The 14918-nt window shown below is 66.4% G+C and carries 14 protein-coding genes; 3 read left to right on the top strand and 11 right to left on the bottom strand.

The genetic code is table 11. From position 1 onward, the window contains the following. Window positions 1-126 precede the first annotated feature (126 nt). The 3 genes from BFE01S_RS19950 to BFE01S_RS19940 all read right to left on the bottom strand — a co-directional run bounded on the left by BFE01S_RS19950 (window position 127) and on the right by BFE01S_RS19940 (window position 3007). Window positions 127-1077, bottom strand: coding sequence for a LysR family transcriptional regulator (locus tag BFE01S_RS19950; protein ID WP_028227018.1), 951 nt, complete (start codon window positions 1075-1077; stop codon window positions 127-129). Between the two features lie 83 nt (window positions 1078-1160). Continuing rightward, window positions 1161-1505 carry a hypothetical protein gene (locus tag BFE01S_RS19945; protein WP_042338010.1) on the bottom strand — a complete coding sequence of 115 codons (345 nt, stop codon included), beginning with the start codon at window positions 1503-1505 and terminating at the stop codon, window positions 1161-1163. Continuing rightward, entirely contained in the window at window positions 1502-3007 is a 1506-nt protein-coding gene (locus BFE01S_RS19940) for an aminotransferase-like domain-containing protein (protein ID WP_028227016.1), read from the bottom strand. Before BFE01S_RS19940 ends, BFE01S_RS19945 begins: the two co-directional genes overlap by 4 nt. Window positions 3008-3192: 185 nt before the next feature. Here BFE01S_RS19940 and BFE01S_RS19935 point away from each other — a divergent pair, with 185 nt between their 5' ends. Continuing rightward, entirely contained in the window at window positions 3193-5535 is a 2343-nt protein-coding gene (locus BFE01S_RS19935) for an FdhF/YdeP family oxidoreductase (RefSeq protein WP_028227015.1), read from the top strand. A 27-nt stretch (window positions 5536-5562) separates the two neighbouring features. Here BFE01S_RS19935 and BFE01S_RS19930 read toward each other — a convergent pair whose 3' ends face one another. The 5 genes from BFE01S_RS19930 to BFE01S_RS39400 all read right to left on the bottom strand — a co-directional run bounded on the left by BFE01S_RS19930 (window position 5563) and on the right by BFE01S_RS39400 (window position 10777). After that, a complete protein-coding gene (locus BFE01S_RS19930; protein ID WP_028227014.1) occupies window positions 5563-6519 on the bottom strand; it encodes a phosphotransferase family protein in 957 nt (318 codons plus the stop codon). Between the two features lie 183 nt (window positions 6520-6702). Beyond that, complete coding sequence (locus tag BFE01S_RS19925) at window positions 6703-7068, bottom strand: response regulator (protein ID WP_028227013.1); 366 nt, start codon at window positions 7066-7068, stop codon at window positions 6703-6705. Window positions 7069-7108: 40 nt separating this feature from the next. Next, window positions 7109-7642: a hypothetical protein gene (locus BFE01S_RS19920; RefSeq protein ID WP_028227012.1), complete on the bottom strand. Its 534-nt coding sequence runs from the start codon at window positions 7640-7642 to the stop codon at window positions 7109-7111. Next, window positions 7639-8385, bottom strand: a complete 747-nt coding sequence (locus BFE01S_RS19915; protein ID WP_028227011.1) for a methyl-accepting chemotaxis protein — start codon at window positions 8383-8385, stop codon at window positions 7639-7641. Before BFE01S_RS19915 ends, BFE01S_RS19920 begins: the two co-directional genes overlap by 4 nt. Window positions 8386-8404: 19 nt before the next feature. Beyond that, window positions 8405-10777: an ATP-binding protein gene (locus BFE01S_RS39400; protein ID WP_042338008.1), complete on the bottom strand. Its 2373-nt coding sequence runs from the start codon at window positions 10775-10777 to the stop codon at window positions 8405-8407. A gap of 224 nt (window positions 10778-11001) precedes the next feature. Between BFE01S_RS39400 and BFE01S_RS19905 the strand changes: the two genes are divergently transcribed. Continuing rightward, window positions 11002-11862, top strand: a complete 861-nt coding sequence (locus BFE01S_RS19905; protein ID WP_028227010.1) for an AraC family transcriptional regulator — start codon at window positions 11002-11004, stop codon at window positions 11860-11862. Window positions 11863-11878: 16 nt separating this feature from the next. On the opposite strand, the gene BFE01S_RS19900 is transcribed toward BFE01S_RS19905, so the two are convergent. Further along, entirely contained in the window at window positions 11879-12460 is a 582-nt protein-coding gene (locus BFE01S_RS19900; protein WP_028227009.1) for a LysE family translocator, read from the bottom strand. A 193-nt stretch (window positions 12461-12653) separates the two neighbouring features. Between BFE01S_RS19900 and cobF the strand changes: the two genes are divergently transcribed. Beyond that, window positions 12654-13436, top strand: a complete 783-nt coding sequence (cobF, locus tag BFE01S_RS19895; protein WP_028227008.1) for a precorrin-6A synthase (deacetylating) — start codon at window positions 12654-12656, stop codon at window positions 13434-13436. A gap of 36 nt (window positions 13437-13472) precedes the next feature. Here cobF and BFE01S_RS19890 read toward each other — a convergent pair whose 3' ends face one another. Next, a complete protein-coding gene (locus tag BFE01S_RS19890) occupies window positions 13473-14192 on the bottom strand; it encodes a PepSY-associated TM helix domain-containing protein (RefSeq protein ID WP_028227007.1) in 720 nt (239 codons plus the stop codon). Then, window positions 14189-14872 carry a Fe2+-dependent dioxygenase gene (locus BFE01S_RS19885; RefSeq protein WP_028227006.1) on the bottom strand — a complete coding sequence of 228 codons (684 nt, stop codon included), beginning with the start codon at window positions 14870-14872 and terminating at the stop codon, window positions 14189-14191. The genes BFE01S_RS19890 and BFE01S_RS19885 overlap by 4 nt, the downstream gene beginning before the upstream one ends. Window positions 14873-14918 lie beyond the last annotated feature (46 nt).

Genomic DNA, 14918 nt, shown 5'->3' with positions numbered 1-14918 from the left:
AGCGGAATAAGCGGAATGAGCGGGCTGTCTGTGCATACGCACAGATTAGCGGGCGCCCTGGTCCGCCACAAGCGTCAGCCACGGCATCAGATTGTGAACGCCGCGGCAATAATGACGCTCAAACCTTCATTTCGCTTTCGCCTTGACGGTCCGGACCGGCTCCGGTTGAAAAGGCTCCTGCCCCATGTCTTCGTAAAACGCCGTGGCGTGGTCGATAAAGGCGCGCACCTTCGCGGGCAGCAGCGTGCGCGTGGTGTAGGCGAGGCGGATTTCGATGGACGCGTTGACGATTTCGTAGTCCTCGAGCAAGACCACGAGCTTGCCCGCCGCCAGTTCCGCCGTCACGAGCGACGTGGGCAGCACCCCGATGCCGAAACCCTCCAGCACCATCTCGCGGTTGAACACGGGATTGTTCGACGCCACTTCGTGCCGCATCACCATGCTCACTTCCTCGTTGCCCTTGCGGAACGTCAGTTCGGGCTTGCGCAGCGAGGGCGGCATGGTGACGAAGGCGTGCTGCGCGAGATCCTCGGGGCGCACGGGCAGCCGGTGCTCCGCAACCCAGGCCGGCGTCGTGACGAGCGCGAGCGGGATGCGTTCGAGCAGGCGCGTGACGGTAGTGTCGTTGTTGAGCATGAACGGCAGCACGAGGCCCAGGTCGAAGCCGTCCGCCACGAGATCGACGGGGCGCTCCGTAAGCATCACGTCGAGGCTCACCATGGGATGCGCGCGCTTGAAGCTGGAAATGAGCGGCACGAGCCGGTTCACCGTGGCCGTGGTGTGGGCCACGAGCCTCAGTACGCCGCTTGCCTCGCGCGTCTGCACGGAGGCGTCGGCCTCCAGCGTGTCGAGGTCGTCCAGCACGCGGCAGCAGCCGTCGTAGAAACGCTCGGCCGCTTCGGTCAGCGAAACGGCGCGCGTGGTGCGGTGAAAGAGCCGGCTGCCGAGGCGCTTTTCGAGCCGCGCAATCGTGCGCGAGACGACCGGTGTAGTGACTCCGTGCATGTCCGCCGCGCGCGTGAAGCTGCGCGCCTCGACCACGGAGCGGAAGATCCGCAGGCTATCAACGTAATCCATGGCATGTTGTCGTAATGATCGATGGAGTGCTGCCGGGGTCTAGCTTAGCGTCTGCGGGACAACCTGTCCTGGGGCGAGCCATTTCAGGCTTCGCCGCCTTCCGGTCCTGCCGGCGCATCCTCGCCGAACACCTCCGCGCACAGCGCGCGGCCCGCTTCGGAAAGGCTCGCCGAGCCCGTGCCGTCTTCCGCCAGCGTCGTCACCACGAGCGCGCTGTCCACGAGTGCCGTCAATTGTCTGCGCAATCCGCTCATGGGCACGCCGGCCTGTTTCGAGAGCTTCGCAAGCGACCACGCCCGCCCCGGCGTCTCGCGCTCCGCGCGCCAGAGCTGCGCGAGCACGGCCACGAGAACCGGATCGATGCCTTCGCCGCTCTCGTCGATGGCGTCGTTATCTTCGTTGTCGTCGTTGTCGTCGTTTCGGGTCATCGTCTCTCTCCTGAGGCCATCTGCGCGACGAGATCGCCGAGCGTCTTGAGCGCCGCCTCGGTCTGCGCCGTCCAGGGGTAGCTGTAGTTCAGGCGGATGTAGTGGTGGAAGTCGTTGCGCATCGAAAACATGTAGCCGGGCCCGATCGTGATGCCGCGCGCGAGGGCCGCCTGATAGAGCCGCATCGAATCGACGCTGTCCGGCAGTTCCACCCACAGCACGTAGCCGCCCTGCGGGTCGGACGTGCGCGTGCCCGCCGGAAAGCAGCGCTGCACCGCCGCCCGCATGAGCCGCGCCTGTTGCCGGTAGAAGCGGCGCACGCGGCGCAGGTGGCGGTCGTAGCCGTCGTGGCGCAGATAGTCGGCGAGCGCGACCTGGGGCACCGAAGGGGTCGTCAGCGTGTTCAGGAACTTGAGCTTTTCGACCTGCGCGCGATAGCGGCCCGGCATGGCCCAGCCGATGCGATACGACGCCGAAAGGCTCTTCGAAAACGATGCGCAATGCAGCACCAGCCCCCGCGTGTCGAAATGCTTGAGCGAGGCGGGCCGGGTCTGCCCGAAGTGGAGCTCCTGATAGACGTCGTTTTCGATCAGCGGCATGTCGTGCGCCGCGGCCAGCGCCACGAGCTGCGCCTTGCGCGCGTCGGGCATGCAAAAGCCCAGCGGATTCTGGAAGTTCGGCATCACCATGCAGGCGGCCACCTTCTGGCGCTTGAGCACGCGTTCGAGCGCTTCGAGGTCGAGGCCGCTCTCGGGATGCGTGCTCACTTCGATCGCGCGCATGCCGAGGCGTTCGATGGCGTGCAGCATCGCATAGTAGGTCGGCGATTCGACCGCCACCGTGTCGCCCGGTTTAGCCACGGCCTGCAGGCTCAGGTTGATGGCCTCGGTCGCGCCCACGGTCACGACGATCTCTTCGGGATCGACCGGCATGCCGTTTTCGGCGTAGCGGCGCGCGATCTGGCGGATCAATTCGGGGTTGCCGGGCGGCAGATCGTCGATCAGGTTCCAGCTCGCGTGGCGGCGCGCGATGGCGTTCGCGTACTGGTTGATGCGCCGCCAGGGGTAGAGCGAGGGGTCCGGATACGGCGAGCCCAGCGGCACCGCGTCCTGCGCGCCGATGCTGCGCAGCGTGGAAAGCACGAGGCGGCTCACGTCCACCGGCGCGGCGGCGGGCGGCAACGGGCGGCTCGCGCGGCGCTTCGGGGCTAGTGCGCCCGCGCCATTAGCCAGATTAGCCGGATTAGCCAGCCGGGTTGCCCCCGCGCCGGCCGCGCCGCCCGCGGGCGCGCGCATGGCTTCGCGCACGAAGAAACCCGACTGCGGCCGCGACTCGATCACGCCGCGGCTCTCCAGCAGGGCGTAGGCATGCAGCACCGTCTTGATGCTTACCCCGTGCTGCTCGCTCGCGCGCCGCACGGAAGGAATGCGCTCGCCCGCCCCGAACACGCCGCGGCGCACGGCGGCTTCGATATCGTCGGCAAGGCGTTCGTAGCGGGTCATGGGCGGCGAAGATTGCAAGAGTGGCGCGTGTCGCAAGCGGCTGAAACTCAACCCCCGCAGTCTATGCCAAATCCTCGCAACTGTATCCCTCCCCTTTCCGTTTTTCTGTGATCTCCGGCGCAACAGGAACACAGTAGGCTTGCGGTCATCGGGCCCGTGTGCCCAGCACTCCAGCATCCTGCAACATGAAGAAGCCGTCCGCCCGCATCGAGCCGTATCATCATCCCGCCGCCGGCTGGGGTGCCCTCAAGCAGGTTGCCATCAACCTGATCAAGGAAAAGGTGCCGGGCGGCGACTACCGCATGCTGCTCAAGCAGAACCAGCCCAACGGCTTCGACTGCCCCGGCTGCGCCTGGCCCGACCGCGAGCATGCCTCCACGTTCGAGTTCTGCGAGAACGGCGTGAAGGCCGTGGCCGCCGAAGCGACGGGCAAGCGCGTGACGCCGGCCTTCTTCGAAGCGCACACCGTCAGCGAGCTGATGGCGCAGTCCGACTACGAACTGGAACAGCACGGGCGCCTCACCGATCCGCTCGTCTACGACGCCGCGCGCGACCGCTACGTGCCCATCGCCTGGGACGACGCGTTCAAACTGATCGCGAAGCACCTCAAGGCACTGGACAACCCGAACCGCGCAGCGTTCTACACCTCGGGCCGCGCGAGCAACGAGGCGGCGTTCCTCTACCAGCTCTTCGTGCGCATGTACGGCACGAACAACTTCCCCGACTGCTCGAACATGTGCCACGAAGCCACGAGCCGCGGGCTGCCCGGCACGGTGGGCATCGGCAAGGGCACGGTCACGCTCGACGACTTCGAGCATGCCGATACGCTCCTCATCTTCGGCCAGAATCCCGCCACCAACCACCCGCGCATGCTGGGCGAGTTGCGCGAATGCGCGAAGCGCGGCGCGACCATCGTCTCGATCAACCCGCTCAAGGAGCGCGGCCTCGAACGCTTCGCGAGCCCGCAGCACACGCTCGACATGCTCTCGCCCGCGGGCGTGAAGATCAGCTCGGTGTTCATCCGCCCGCGCATCGGCGGCGACTTCGCGCTCATCAAGGGCGTGGCCAAACGCGTGATCGAACTCGACGACGCGGCCTGCGCGGCCGGCACCGAACGCATTCTCGACGTGGACTTCATCGCGGAGCACACGGTGGGCTTCGAAGCCTTCGCCGCCGACCTGCGCAGCGAATCGTGGGACACGATCGTGGCCGAAGCCGGCCTGCCGATGGAAGACGTGCTCAAGCTCGCGGACATCTACGTGAACGGGCGCGCCGTGATCTCGACGTGGGGCATGGGCCTCACGCAGCACAAGAATTCGGTGCCCACCATCCAGTTGCTCTCGAACCTCATGATGATGCGCGGGAACATCGGCCGGCGCGGCGCGGGGCTGTGCCCGGTGCGCGGCCACTCGAACGTGCAGGGCGACCGCACGGTGGGCATCGAGGAAAAGCCCACCCAGGCGTTTCTCGACCGCCTCGGCCAGGCCTACGATTTCGAGCCCCCGCGCGAGCACGGCTACGACGTGGTGGAAACGATCCACGCCATGCTCGAAGGCCACGTGAAGGTATTCATCGGCCTCGGCGGCAACTTCTCGATCGCCACGCCCGACACGCCGCGCACGTGGGAGGCCATGCGCGCATGCGAGCTCACGGTGCACGTGACCACCAAGCTCAACCGCAGCCATCTGATCCACGGCCGCGACGCGCTGATCCTGCCCACGCTCGGGCGCACCGAAATCGATCTGCAGAACGGCGTGCCGCAAGGCGTGAGCGTGGAAGACTCGATGAGCATGGTGCACATCTCGTACGGCATGAACCGGCCCGCTTCGCCGAACCTGCTGTCCGAAATCGCCATCGTCGCGCGCATGGCGCACGCCACGCTCGGCAGCGACAAGGTGGACTGGCTCGGCCTCGCGAACGATTATGCGAAGATCCGCGACGGCATCGAAAAAGTGTTCGACGGCTTCGAGAACTACAACGAGCGGCTGAAGACGCCGGGCGGCTTCCACCTGGGCGTGGCCTCGCGCGACCGGGTGTGGAAGACCCCGAGCGGCAAGGCGCAGTTCGTCGCGCATCCCATCGCGCTCGATACGCCCATCCACCGCGCCCGCGCCACGCACGGCAAGCGGCTCATGACGCTCATGACCACGCGCTCGCACGATCAGTACAACACAACGATCTACGGTCTCGACGACCGCTATCGCGGCGTGTTCGGCCAGCGCCGCGTGCTGTTCGCGAATCGCGAAGACCTTGCGATGCTGGGCTTCGCGCCGGGCCAGCACGTGGACATCACGAGCGTCTGGGACGACGGCGTGAAGCGGCACGTAGAAGACTTCCTGCTGGTGGAATACGACATTCCGCGCGGCTGCCTCGGTGCGTATTACCCGGAGACCAATCCGCTGGTGCCGCTTTCCTCGGTCGCCGATGGCGCGGGCACGCCGACGTCGAAGTCGATTCCGGTGCTGTTGAGTCCGGCGAAATCGGTCACGAACGCCGCCGTGACCGACGAGGTGATGGCCGCCGCCTGAGTCCCCTGAGTCCCCTGAGCTCCGCGCTCACACCCGCTCCCCGATGCCCAGCAATTGATCGAGGACCGGGGTGAGCCAGCGAATGCGCGCCTCGTTGCGCTGCTCCACAGCCTGCGAGAGAAAACCGATGACCCACAGCGCGGTATAGAAGGCCGTTGCGCGCATGCGCACGCCCTGCGGCGCCCAGCAGCGCAGCAGCGCCTCGGCATAGGGGCGGCCGCGCTCGCCCACCTCCGTGTCGATATGCGCGAGCGTCGAGCCGAGCACGAGCAGGGGATCGCCGTAGCACACGGAATCGAAGTCGATGAGGCCGCTCAGTTCCCCCTCCTCCACCAGCACGTTCTTGATCGTCAGGTCATCGAGAAAGCAGACCGGGCGCAGCGTGGCGAAATAGTCTTCCAGCGAAACGCGCACGAGGCCGAGGCGCGCGCGAAAACGGTCGAGCGGCGTGGCATCCGTGCGCGCGAGCATGGCGATATGCATCGAGGCCGGCGCGGGGGCGCCGAACACATCGGTCCAGCGCGCCTGGGTTGCGCGGCCGCCGATGGCGGCCCAGCCGAAGCCGCCGCCCGGCACGACGGGCAAGCGCGTGGCAACGCGGCACTGGAACGCCACGATCGTTTCCGCAATTCGTTCGGCCTGCCTGGCATCGAGCGTGGGAAAAGCGTAGAAGAGATCGCGCCCGGGCAGCCAGTCCAGCACCACGAAGTCGCCGCCGGCGGCCACGGTGCCCTGCGCGAGCACCGTCTGCACCGGCAGGCCCAGACCGCGCAGCCCATCCAGATTCGAGCGGGTATGAGAAAACGTTTGCGCTTCGGGGCTGACGCGCACGGCCAGCGAGCGACCGTCGTCCATGCGCGCGCGGTACACGGCATTGCCGCTGTGCGTGAAGACCTGACGCTCCAGCTTCAGCGGCCGCTCGCCCAGCGCATCGGCCATGCACTGCGCGAGCCCCGCCTCGTCGTTGCCGCCCTGCTCGACCATTCCCCCACCCGCTTCGCGTCATCAGCGGCGGATTACAACAGGGCGGCCCCAGTGCGACAACGGCGGGATTGTTGGGCAATATTTCCGGCGTAACGGCGAACGCCGTGCGAGCGGCGCTACGTCGTGACGGTTGTCATCGAATGTAAACGCCAGAAATATTCCGCGAGGCCAATGGGGCCAGCTTTAGCCCGCCAGCTTACGAAACGTTTCCAGCACCGCGTCGCCCTTGAACGGCTTCACGATCCAGCCGCGCACGCCGGCCGCCTTGCCGCGCTCCTTCATGGCGGGGCTGCTTTCCGTCGTCAGCATCACCACGTTGACCGCCGTGTTCGAGAGTTCGCCGCGGATCTTCTCGACCATCGTGAGGCCGTCCATGTTGGGCATGTTCACGTCGCTCACCACGAGCTTCACGCCCGGGTTCGCGCGCAGCTTCGCGAGGCCGTCCTTGCCGTCCACCGCCGTGTCCACGTCCAGCCCGTTCTTGCGCAGAAAGCCCGCCACTTCGTCGCGCACCGTGCTCGAATCGTCCACCACCAGAATCTTTGCCATGCTGCCCCTCTCCTTCGCGCCCCGTTCGGCGCGTCGTTGATCAAAATAGTTCGAGTTCGCCCGCGCTGTCGTGGGCTTCGACGTCGGCGGCGTTCGCCACGAAATCGAGCGCCGTCTGCGAGCAGACGCACAGCGTCGCGCCAAGCTGCACGCTGTGGTCGAGCGTCAGCGCGTAGGTGGAAACGTAGTCCGGTTTCAGTTCGCGCAGATAGGGCAGGCATTCGCTGCTGAGCGCATAGGGCGTGGACATGCCCAGATCCGGAAAATGCTCCACCAGTTGCTGGTTCATCGCCCCGCAGCAGAGGTTGCCGAATTCCATGAAGCTTTCGGTAAGCGCGCCCTGCGCGTCGCCCACGTAGTAGCGGCGCGTGGCTTCGTCGTCTTCGAAATGCAGCAGCAACAGCAGGCGAAACTGCATCGACGAGATCGTGAGCACCACCACGCGCGCGCCCTGCGCGGCGTCGGCCGCACACGGGCCGATCTCGCAGTTGTGCTGCGCATCGGTCACGAGGCGCGTGCGCGCCGCCGCAAAGAAGATGCGCTCGATGCTGTCCTTTGCGTGCGCACCGATCATGCCTCGGCCCCGGCGCGCGCTTCTTCCAGACGCGTCTGCAACTGGTTCGAGAGCGACTCCACGCTGGCGAGCGAAGCCGCAATCATCTTGCCGCCTGCCTGGATGTCCTGAAAGGTCGCCGCCGTAATGAGGTCGTTACGGTTCAGGCTGTCGCGGTAGCTCTTCGAGAGATCCTGAGAACGCGTGGCCAGCGCGCGCACCTCGCCCGCGACGATCGAGAAGCCGCGCCCCGCTGAGCCCGCGCGCGCCGCTTCGATCGAGGCGTTGAGCGAGACGATCAGCACGTGGCTCACGATCGAGGAGAGCTCCTGGTTCTTGCGGTGCATGTCCTGGTTCTGCGCCATCAGCGAGATCATCTGCTCGTGCCAGCGCTCGAAGGTTGCCGACATGAGCCGCAGCCGCGCGGCCTCGCCCGCAATGCGCGCAGCGCGCTGCAAGGCGTCTTCGCTGCGCACGCGCTCCTCGGCCAGCGCGGCTTCGAGCGCGTCCGAGAGCGACCGGCGTTGCGCAAGCTCGGCGCGCAGCGTTTCGAGCTGCGCGTGAAGCGCCTCGCTTTCCTGCTCGACGACAGCCACGCGGGCGTCCGCGTTCTCCTCGGCTTGCGCGAGCGCCGCGCCGTGTGCGGCAAGCTGCGCTTCGGAGGCCCGGCGCGAACGCGAGCGCAGCCGCGCATAAATCACCAGCGCGACCAGCACCACCAGCCCGGTGCCCATCGCGCCGCCCAACAAGATCGGCAACACCACTTCAACCCCCCGTCATGCACTAGCCAGCCAGCGTTTGTTCGTGTGCGGCGCGATCCGCGCCGGTGCCGCCTGCGGTCCCGTTCGCCGCCCATTCGCGCGGCAGATGAACGATGGTCTCGAAGTGGCGATAGTCCGCTCCGCTGCGATCGTCCGTAAAGCGCAGTTCGATGCGGCCGCCTTCGCGTTCGAGGAACGCGCGCACCGCATCCATACCCACGCCGCGGCCCGACACTTCCGTCACGTGCTGTGCGGTCGAGAAGCCCGCGCGGAAGATGAAACCGGCGATGGTGTCGTCGCTCGCCGCTTCGTCCTGTGCAAGCCAGCCGCGCTCCACCGCAATGGCGCGAATGCGCCCGAGCGCGAGGCCGCGGCCGTCGTCGGCGAGCGTGACCTTGAATGCGCCGTCTTCGATGTTCGCCGCGATGGCGATGTGGCCCGCTTCGTCCTTGCCTTGCGCACGGCGCTGCGCCGGCATTTCGATGCCGTGATCGAGCGAGTTGCGCAAGAGATGCGTGAACACGTCCTTCACGGTGGGCGCTGCGGCGCTCACGAGGCGGCAGCCGTGGTCTTCGATGCGCACGACAGGCGCCGCCTTGCCCAGTTCGCCGGCCAGCGAGGGCAGCGAGTCCAGCACGCCCGCCAGCGCGTCGCCCAGCGACTCGGTGCCGATGCGCGCCAGCAACCCGCGCACGGTGTGGCGCATGGCGCGCAGCGACGCGAGGTCGTCGTCGCGCGCGGCGTCGATGGCGCGCAGGCTCGCTTCGATCTGCTCGCGCGTCACGCTCACGCGGCCGTCGCTCGCCGCCACGCGCGCGCCGCGCCCGAGGCTTTCCGTGTTGATGGTCGCGTAATGTTGGAGCGAAGCCTTGACGCGTTCGAGGTCCTGAATCAGCGACTGCTGATCCCACTCGTGGTCCGGGTCTTCGCGGCGCAGCGCGTCGTAGCGCTGCTCGACTTCGTGCACCACGCCCGTGAGGTGCTGCAGGCTATACGTGCGTGCGTTGCCCTTCACGGTGTGCATGTTGCGGAACAGCGCGGCAACGGCGTCCATGTCGGCGCAGTCGTGCTGGCGAATGATGCGTTCGTTCTCGTGGATGAAGCCCTTGGCGCTCTCAACGAAGTGATGGAACTTCTCTTCGCTTACCGCAAGAATTTCGCCGATCATCTGCAAGCGGCGCTTTTGCTCGCCCGCTTCCGCCGCGAGTTCGCGCAGCTCGGTCACGTCGCGCACGCACAGCATGAGGCGCACCACCACGTCGTTTTCGTCCGTGATCGCGGACCAGCTCAGGTCGAGCACCTTCTCGCGGCCATCGGGCATCGTGCGCGTGATCTCGTTGACGAGCAGATGCTGGTTGAACGCGAAGTTCAGGCTCTCTTCGCCGAGGCACGCGTCCACGGCGGCTTCGATCTGCGCGACCGTATCCGCGTCGAGCGTCGTGTGCGCGAACACGAGGTCCATGAGCGGACGGCCTGCAATCTCGTTCGTTTCGAAGATCGCTTCCAGATACGCCGAATATTCGTTGTGAACGGTCGCGCCTTCGACCACCGTGAGAATGCCCTGCTGCATGTTCTGCAGCATGGCCTGAATGTCGTCGGTCTTGCGCTTGAGCTGCGCGGAGCTCAACTGGATCTTCTCGATCATGCCGTTGAACGCCACGATCGAGTGACCGATCTCGTCCATGCGGCCCACCGGCACGCGGCGCGTGAAGTCCTGGCTCGCGGCGATCTCGCTCATCATCGCCTGCATGCCGGAGAGCGGGCGCGTGATCTGGCGATAGAGCAGGAGGCCGATCAGCGTGAGCAGCACGACCGCGCCGCCCGTCACGCCGGCAATCGCGCTCGTGGTGGTGTCGAGCGTGTCGTTCAGGGCCTTGATCGCTTCGTCCTTCTGGCGGTTTTTCTCGACGCGCAGCGTCGTGACGATGCCCTCCAGTTCGTCGCGGTACTGCGCGACGTTGGCGAAGAGGTACGCCTGGGCCAGTTCGTTCTTGCCCGCCGCCTTCATCTTCGCGGTGTCGTCGATCGCGGAGAAGTAGTTGGCGACGCTCTCCCCGGCCTGCGCAACGAGCCCTTCCTGCGCGTGGCTCGCGGCGGCCTTGCGCTGCACGTCGAGCGCGGCGCGCAGCGCGGCTTCCCGGGTCTTCAGGTCGTCTTGCGCCTGCGAGACCATGTTCGCATCGGGCGCGTATACGAGCGTCATCGTGGCGAGCTGCACGTCCTTCACGAGCGCCACGAGATCGGAGGAAGCCAGCGCGCTCGGCACGACGCCTTGTGTCACCTGGCGTACGTCGACGGCGCTGTGGCGCGTCTGGTAGACCGCGTAGCCGCCGATGGCGGACAACGCGACGAACATCAGAACGATGAGTAGCGTGATGCGGTGACGAATAGTCATGTCGAAATCCCCGGGCCATCGCAGCGCCGGCCGCACTCTCGTTGTGCGACTCGTGACGCATAAGCCAAATATTCGAGCGTGGAATTATCGCGGCGCGTGTGTGACGCTGTTGTGAATCTTCATAGGAATATAAGCTCGCATGCGCATGAGCAGCGCCTTCGTCGCCAGCGCATCGTTGCACCTTGCGATAAGATGAAACACTGCCTTTCATCCGGGGAGACTTTGTGGCCTCATCCTCTCAATCCGCGCATCATTCCGCGGCGCAATCCGCCGACACCGTGCCCCAGTTCTGGCGCGACGGCGCGCTGCCGTTCGTCGAAGCGCGCGCGATTGCCGACGGCCGCAACGTGCGCTACGGCGCGCACGCGCACAGCACGTTCTCCATCGGCGCGGTCACGGGCGGGCACAGCACCTATCTGAACGGGCGCTCGCTCGAACACGTGGGCGCAGGCGCCATTGTCGTCATCAATCCGGATGTGGTGCACGCGTGCAATCCGGCGAAGGACACGCCGTGGGCCTACCGCATGTTCTATCTCGATGTGGATTGGCTAGCGCGGCTTCAGCAGGAACTCGGCTTTAGCCCGAAGCAGGGCTTTCGTGCGTTCGAGCAGACCTTGAGTCTGCGGGCCGATCTGTTCGCGGGCCTCAACCGCCTTTACGCACTGCTCACCGACGAGCACGCAGACACGCTGCACAAGGAAAGCGCCGTAACGGCCTATTTCTCGATGCTGCAGCAGACGCTGAACCCGGCGCCCGTCACAGGGCGCGAGCCGAATCATCGCCTCGCGCGTGCCGCCGAATATATCGACGGCAATTACACGCGTGCACTCAAGCTCGAAGACATCTGCGCGGCGGCAGAGCTCTCGCCTTCGTATCTGATCCGCGCGTTTCGGGAGCAGTACGGCATGACCCCGCACGCTTATGTGGTGAACCGGCGCATCGAGTTCAGCCGCACGCAGTTGCGGCGCGGCCGCGCGATTGCCGAAGTCGCCGCCGATGCGGGCTTCGCCGATCAGGCTCACTTGCAGCGGGCATTCCGCCAGTTCGTTGCGGCCACGCCGGGACAGTATCGCGGCAACGCATAAGCGTGCGAGGCGCGGTTCAGGTCACCAGCAACCAGAGGGCGCTGGCCGCGAGCAGCGCGGCCATGCTGCGGTTCACGAGCCGCACGCGTTCGCGCAGCGCCTGGCGCAGCGCGGCGCCCGCCCACGCCCAGCACGCGATCGACAGATAGCAGATCACGAAGTAGATCGCGGCGAACTGCCAGATCAGCGCTTTTTCGCCCGACGCCGCATAGGCGCCCATGCCCGCCACCGATGCGAGCCATGCCTTCGGGTTGAGCCACTGCATGGTCGCGCCCATCATCAGCGAAGGGCCGCGCGCGTCGGAATCGGTTTCGACGTTGCCGTCATCGACGGCAAGACGCCACGCGACATAGAGCAGGAAAGCCACGCCCGTCCAGCGGATCGCGCGCGTAAGCCACGGCCACGCGACGAGCAGTTCGCGCAGGCCCAGCCCGATCAGCAGCAGGAGCAGCACGAAGCCCACCGTCGCGCCGGTCACGTGGCGCAGGCTCACGCGCAGGCCATAGCGCGCGCCCGCGCCCAGCGCGACGACATTGACGGGTCCAGGGGTAATCGACATGGCCAGCGCGAAGGCGGCCATGGAAAGCGTCATGCTCACATTCATCCTCGTTACGCCCGGCGGGCGATGAATCATGAGGATGAGCGTAAGCGCCAGGCGCCGGCGCGTATTGAAGGAAATTACCCTCGCGAATCGGAAGCGCCGCGAGCCACGCCTGCGGCCGCCTGCTCGCGCGCGATCGAAGTCGCGCTATCATTCTTGGCGCCCAAGCCAGTGAACGGACAGCACCACCATGAACACCAAACGCATACTCGTGATCGGCATCGGCGCCGGCGACCCCGACTATCTGACCGTGCAAGCCATCAACGCCCTCAACGCGGCCGATGTCTTCTTCGTCATGGACAAGGGCCCAGCCAAGGAAAAGCTCGTGGCGCTGCGCAAGGAAATCTGCGCGCGCTTCATCAAGAACACGAACTACCGCATCGTCGAAGCGGCGAGCCCCGAGCGCCGCCGCGACGGCGCCGACTATCGCGCGGCGGTGGAAGAGTTGAACCGCGAGAAGCAGCGCGTGTTCGAGCGGCTCATCGACGAAGAGCTCGCAGCGGGCCAGTGCGGCGCGTTCCTGGTCTGGGGCGACCCCGCGCTTTACGACAGCACGATCCGCATTCTCGACGCGATACTCGCCGAAGGCCGCCTCACGTTCGATTTCGAAGTGATTCCCGGCATCAGCAGCGTGCAGGCGCTGGCCGCAAAACATCGCGTGCCGCTGAACTTCATCGGCCGGCCGGTCGAAATCACAACGGGACGGCGGCTCGCAGCAGGCTTTCCCGAGGATGCGGACAGCGTCGTCGTGATGCTCGACGCACAGAACGCCTACCGCGATCTGGCAGGCGAGGACCTCGACATCTACTGGGGCGCCTACGTCGGCACGCCCGACGAGATCCTGCTGTCCGGGCGCCTGAGCGAAGTGAAGGAGGAGATCGCACGCGTGCGCGGCGAAGCGCGCGACGCGAACGGCTGGATCATGGATACCTATCTGCTGCGCCGGCGCGGCGTGAACGATCAGGAGGACTGATCGCCGCGCCTGGGCGGTCATCCGGTCCCTCGCCGGTCAGGCAAGCCCCGCGCACACGGCCGCGATAATCGAGCCGATCACGAGCACGGCGCCCACGGTCTTGCGCTTGTTGAGCTCGGTCCACAGCAGCACGCCGGTCAGCGAAAGCAGAATCAGCGCGCCCGCGAAGGTGTCGATGAACAGCACCCAGCCGATACTCATGCCCACGCCCTTGTGCAGGTTGGTAAGCGTGGCGAGCAGCGAGTTGTTATTGCGCTTGAGCGTGACGAAGTCGTTGCCGTCCCAGTACTCGACCGAAACGCTCTCGTGCGGCGACGAAAACATCAGTTGCCAGTGCTCGGGCTGAACCGTTTCGCGGTCGCCCCAGGCCACCGGATGCTCGGGTTCCTTCTGCACGCGGCCCATGCGCGCGGGCAGCTTCAGGTCCGGCTGCGACTGGAGCCACTTCGCGAGCTCGCGCGGCGTATCGGGCGCGGGGTCGGGCAGCTTGAGCTGCATCGTCGAAACCTGCGGCGCCCCCGGCGAAATGCGCAGCGGCTCGCCGCGATGGTTGAGCACGAACCCCGTCACGCCGAACAGCAGCCCGATTGCCGCGCCCCACAGCCCCACCCAGCCGTGCACCTTGCGCAGCCATTTGATGAAGGTGGCGCGGCGCGAACGCTTCGACCGGTCCTCGCGCGCGGCGGCATCGAGTGGCGAGTGGGCCGCTCGCGGCGGCTGTGCCGCCTCGATCTCGACAGTCTCGGGAAAACTCACGTTTCACTCCAGATACGCAAAAGATTGTGATAGCAACCAACGAGGCTGCGCCGCGCCTGCGCGTCGGCATCGCTCGCGTTCAGGCGCTGGATGGCGGTGTCCATGTCGAAGAGCAGCGCGCGCTGCGTGTCGCTGCGCACGAGGCTCTGCACCCAGAAGAAGCTGGCCACGCGCGCGCCGCGCGTAACCGGCGTGACCTGGTGCAGGCTCGTGGCCGGATAGACGATCATGTCACCGGCCGGCAGCTTGACCTGCTGCACGCCGTAGCTGTCCTCGATCACGAGTTCGCCGCCGTCGTACTCGTCGGGTGCGGAAAGAAATAGCGTGACCGAAACGTCCGTGCGCAGCTTCACGCCATTGGGCAGCACGCGCACCGCGCCGTCCACGTGGCTGCCGAAGGTCATGCCGCCCTCGTAGCGGTTGAAGAGCGGCGGATACACCTGATTCGGGAGCGCGGCGCTGATGAAGAGCGGATTGCGCTCGATCGCGGCCAGGATCACGTCGCCGAGTTCGCGCGCGATGGGCGTGTGCTCGGCGATCTGCTGATTGCGCTTCACGGGCGCGCCCGAGTAGCCGGCCGTCGCGCGGCCGTCCACCCACGCGTCGCCCGCCTGGTCGAGCCGCTCGCGCAGGCTGCGCACCTGCTCTTGCGTGAGTACGTTCGGTATGTGCACTAGCATCGTGTTTCCTTTCCTTGCGCCGCGCCTGACCGGTTCACGCCGTTCA

It is taken from the genome of Paraburkholderia ferrariae NBRC 106233 (assembly GCF_000685035.1).
GTDB lineage: Bacteria > Pseudomonadota > Gammaproteobacteria > Burkholderiales > Burkholderiaceae > Paraburkholderia > Paraburkholderia ferrariae.
This window is presented reverse-complemented; position numbering and strand designations above follow the sequence as displayed.

Coding starts and splice junctions, on each gene's coding strand:
- BFE01S_RS19950 (WP_028227018.1), bottom strand. CDS start 1,077: ATGGATTACGTTGATAGCCTGCGGATCTTCCGCTCCGTGGTCGAGGCG.
- BFE01S_RS19945 (WP_042338010.1), bottom strand. CDS start 1,505: ATGACCCGAAACGACGACAACGACGACAACGAAGATAACGACGCCATC.
- BFE01S_RS19940 (WP_028227016.1), bottom strand. CDS start 3,007: ATGACCCGCTACGAACGCCTTGCCGACGATATCGAAGCCGCCGTGCGC.
- BFE01S_RS19935 (WP_028227015.1), top strand. CDS start 3,193: ATGAAGAAGCCGTCCGCCCGCATCGAGCCGTATCATCATCCCGCCGCC.
- BFE01S_RS19930 (WP_028227014.1), bottom strand. CDS start 6,519: ATGGTCGAGCAGGGCGGCAACGACGAGGCGGGGCTCGCGCAGTGCATG.
- BFE01S_RS19925 (WP_028227013.1), bottom strand. CDS start 7,068: ATGGCAAAGATTCTGGTGGTGGACGATTCGAGCACGGTGCGCGACGAA.
- BFE01S_RS19920 (WP_028227012.1), bottom strand. CDS start 7,642: ATGATCGGTGCGCACGCAAAGGACAGCATCGAGCGCATCTTCTTTGCG.
- BFE01S_RS39400 (WP_042338008.1), bottom strand. CDS start 10,777: ATGACTATTCGTCACCGCATCACGCTACTCATCGTTCTGATGTTCGTC.
- cobF (WP_028227008.1), top strand. CDS start 12,654: ATGAACACCAAACGCATACTCGTGATCGGCATCGGCGCCGGCGACCCC.
- BFE01S_RS19885 (WP_028227006.1), bottom strand. CDS start 14,872: ATGCTAGTGCACATACCGAACGTACTCACGCAAGAGCAGGTGCGCAGC.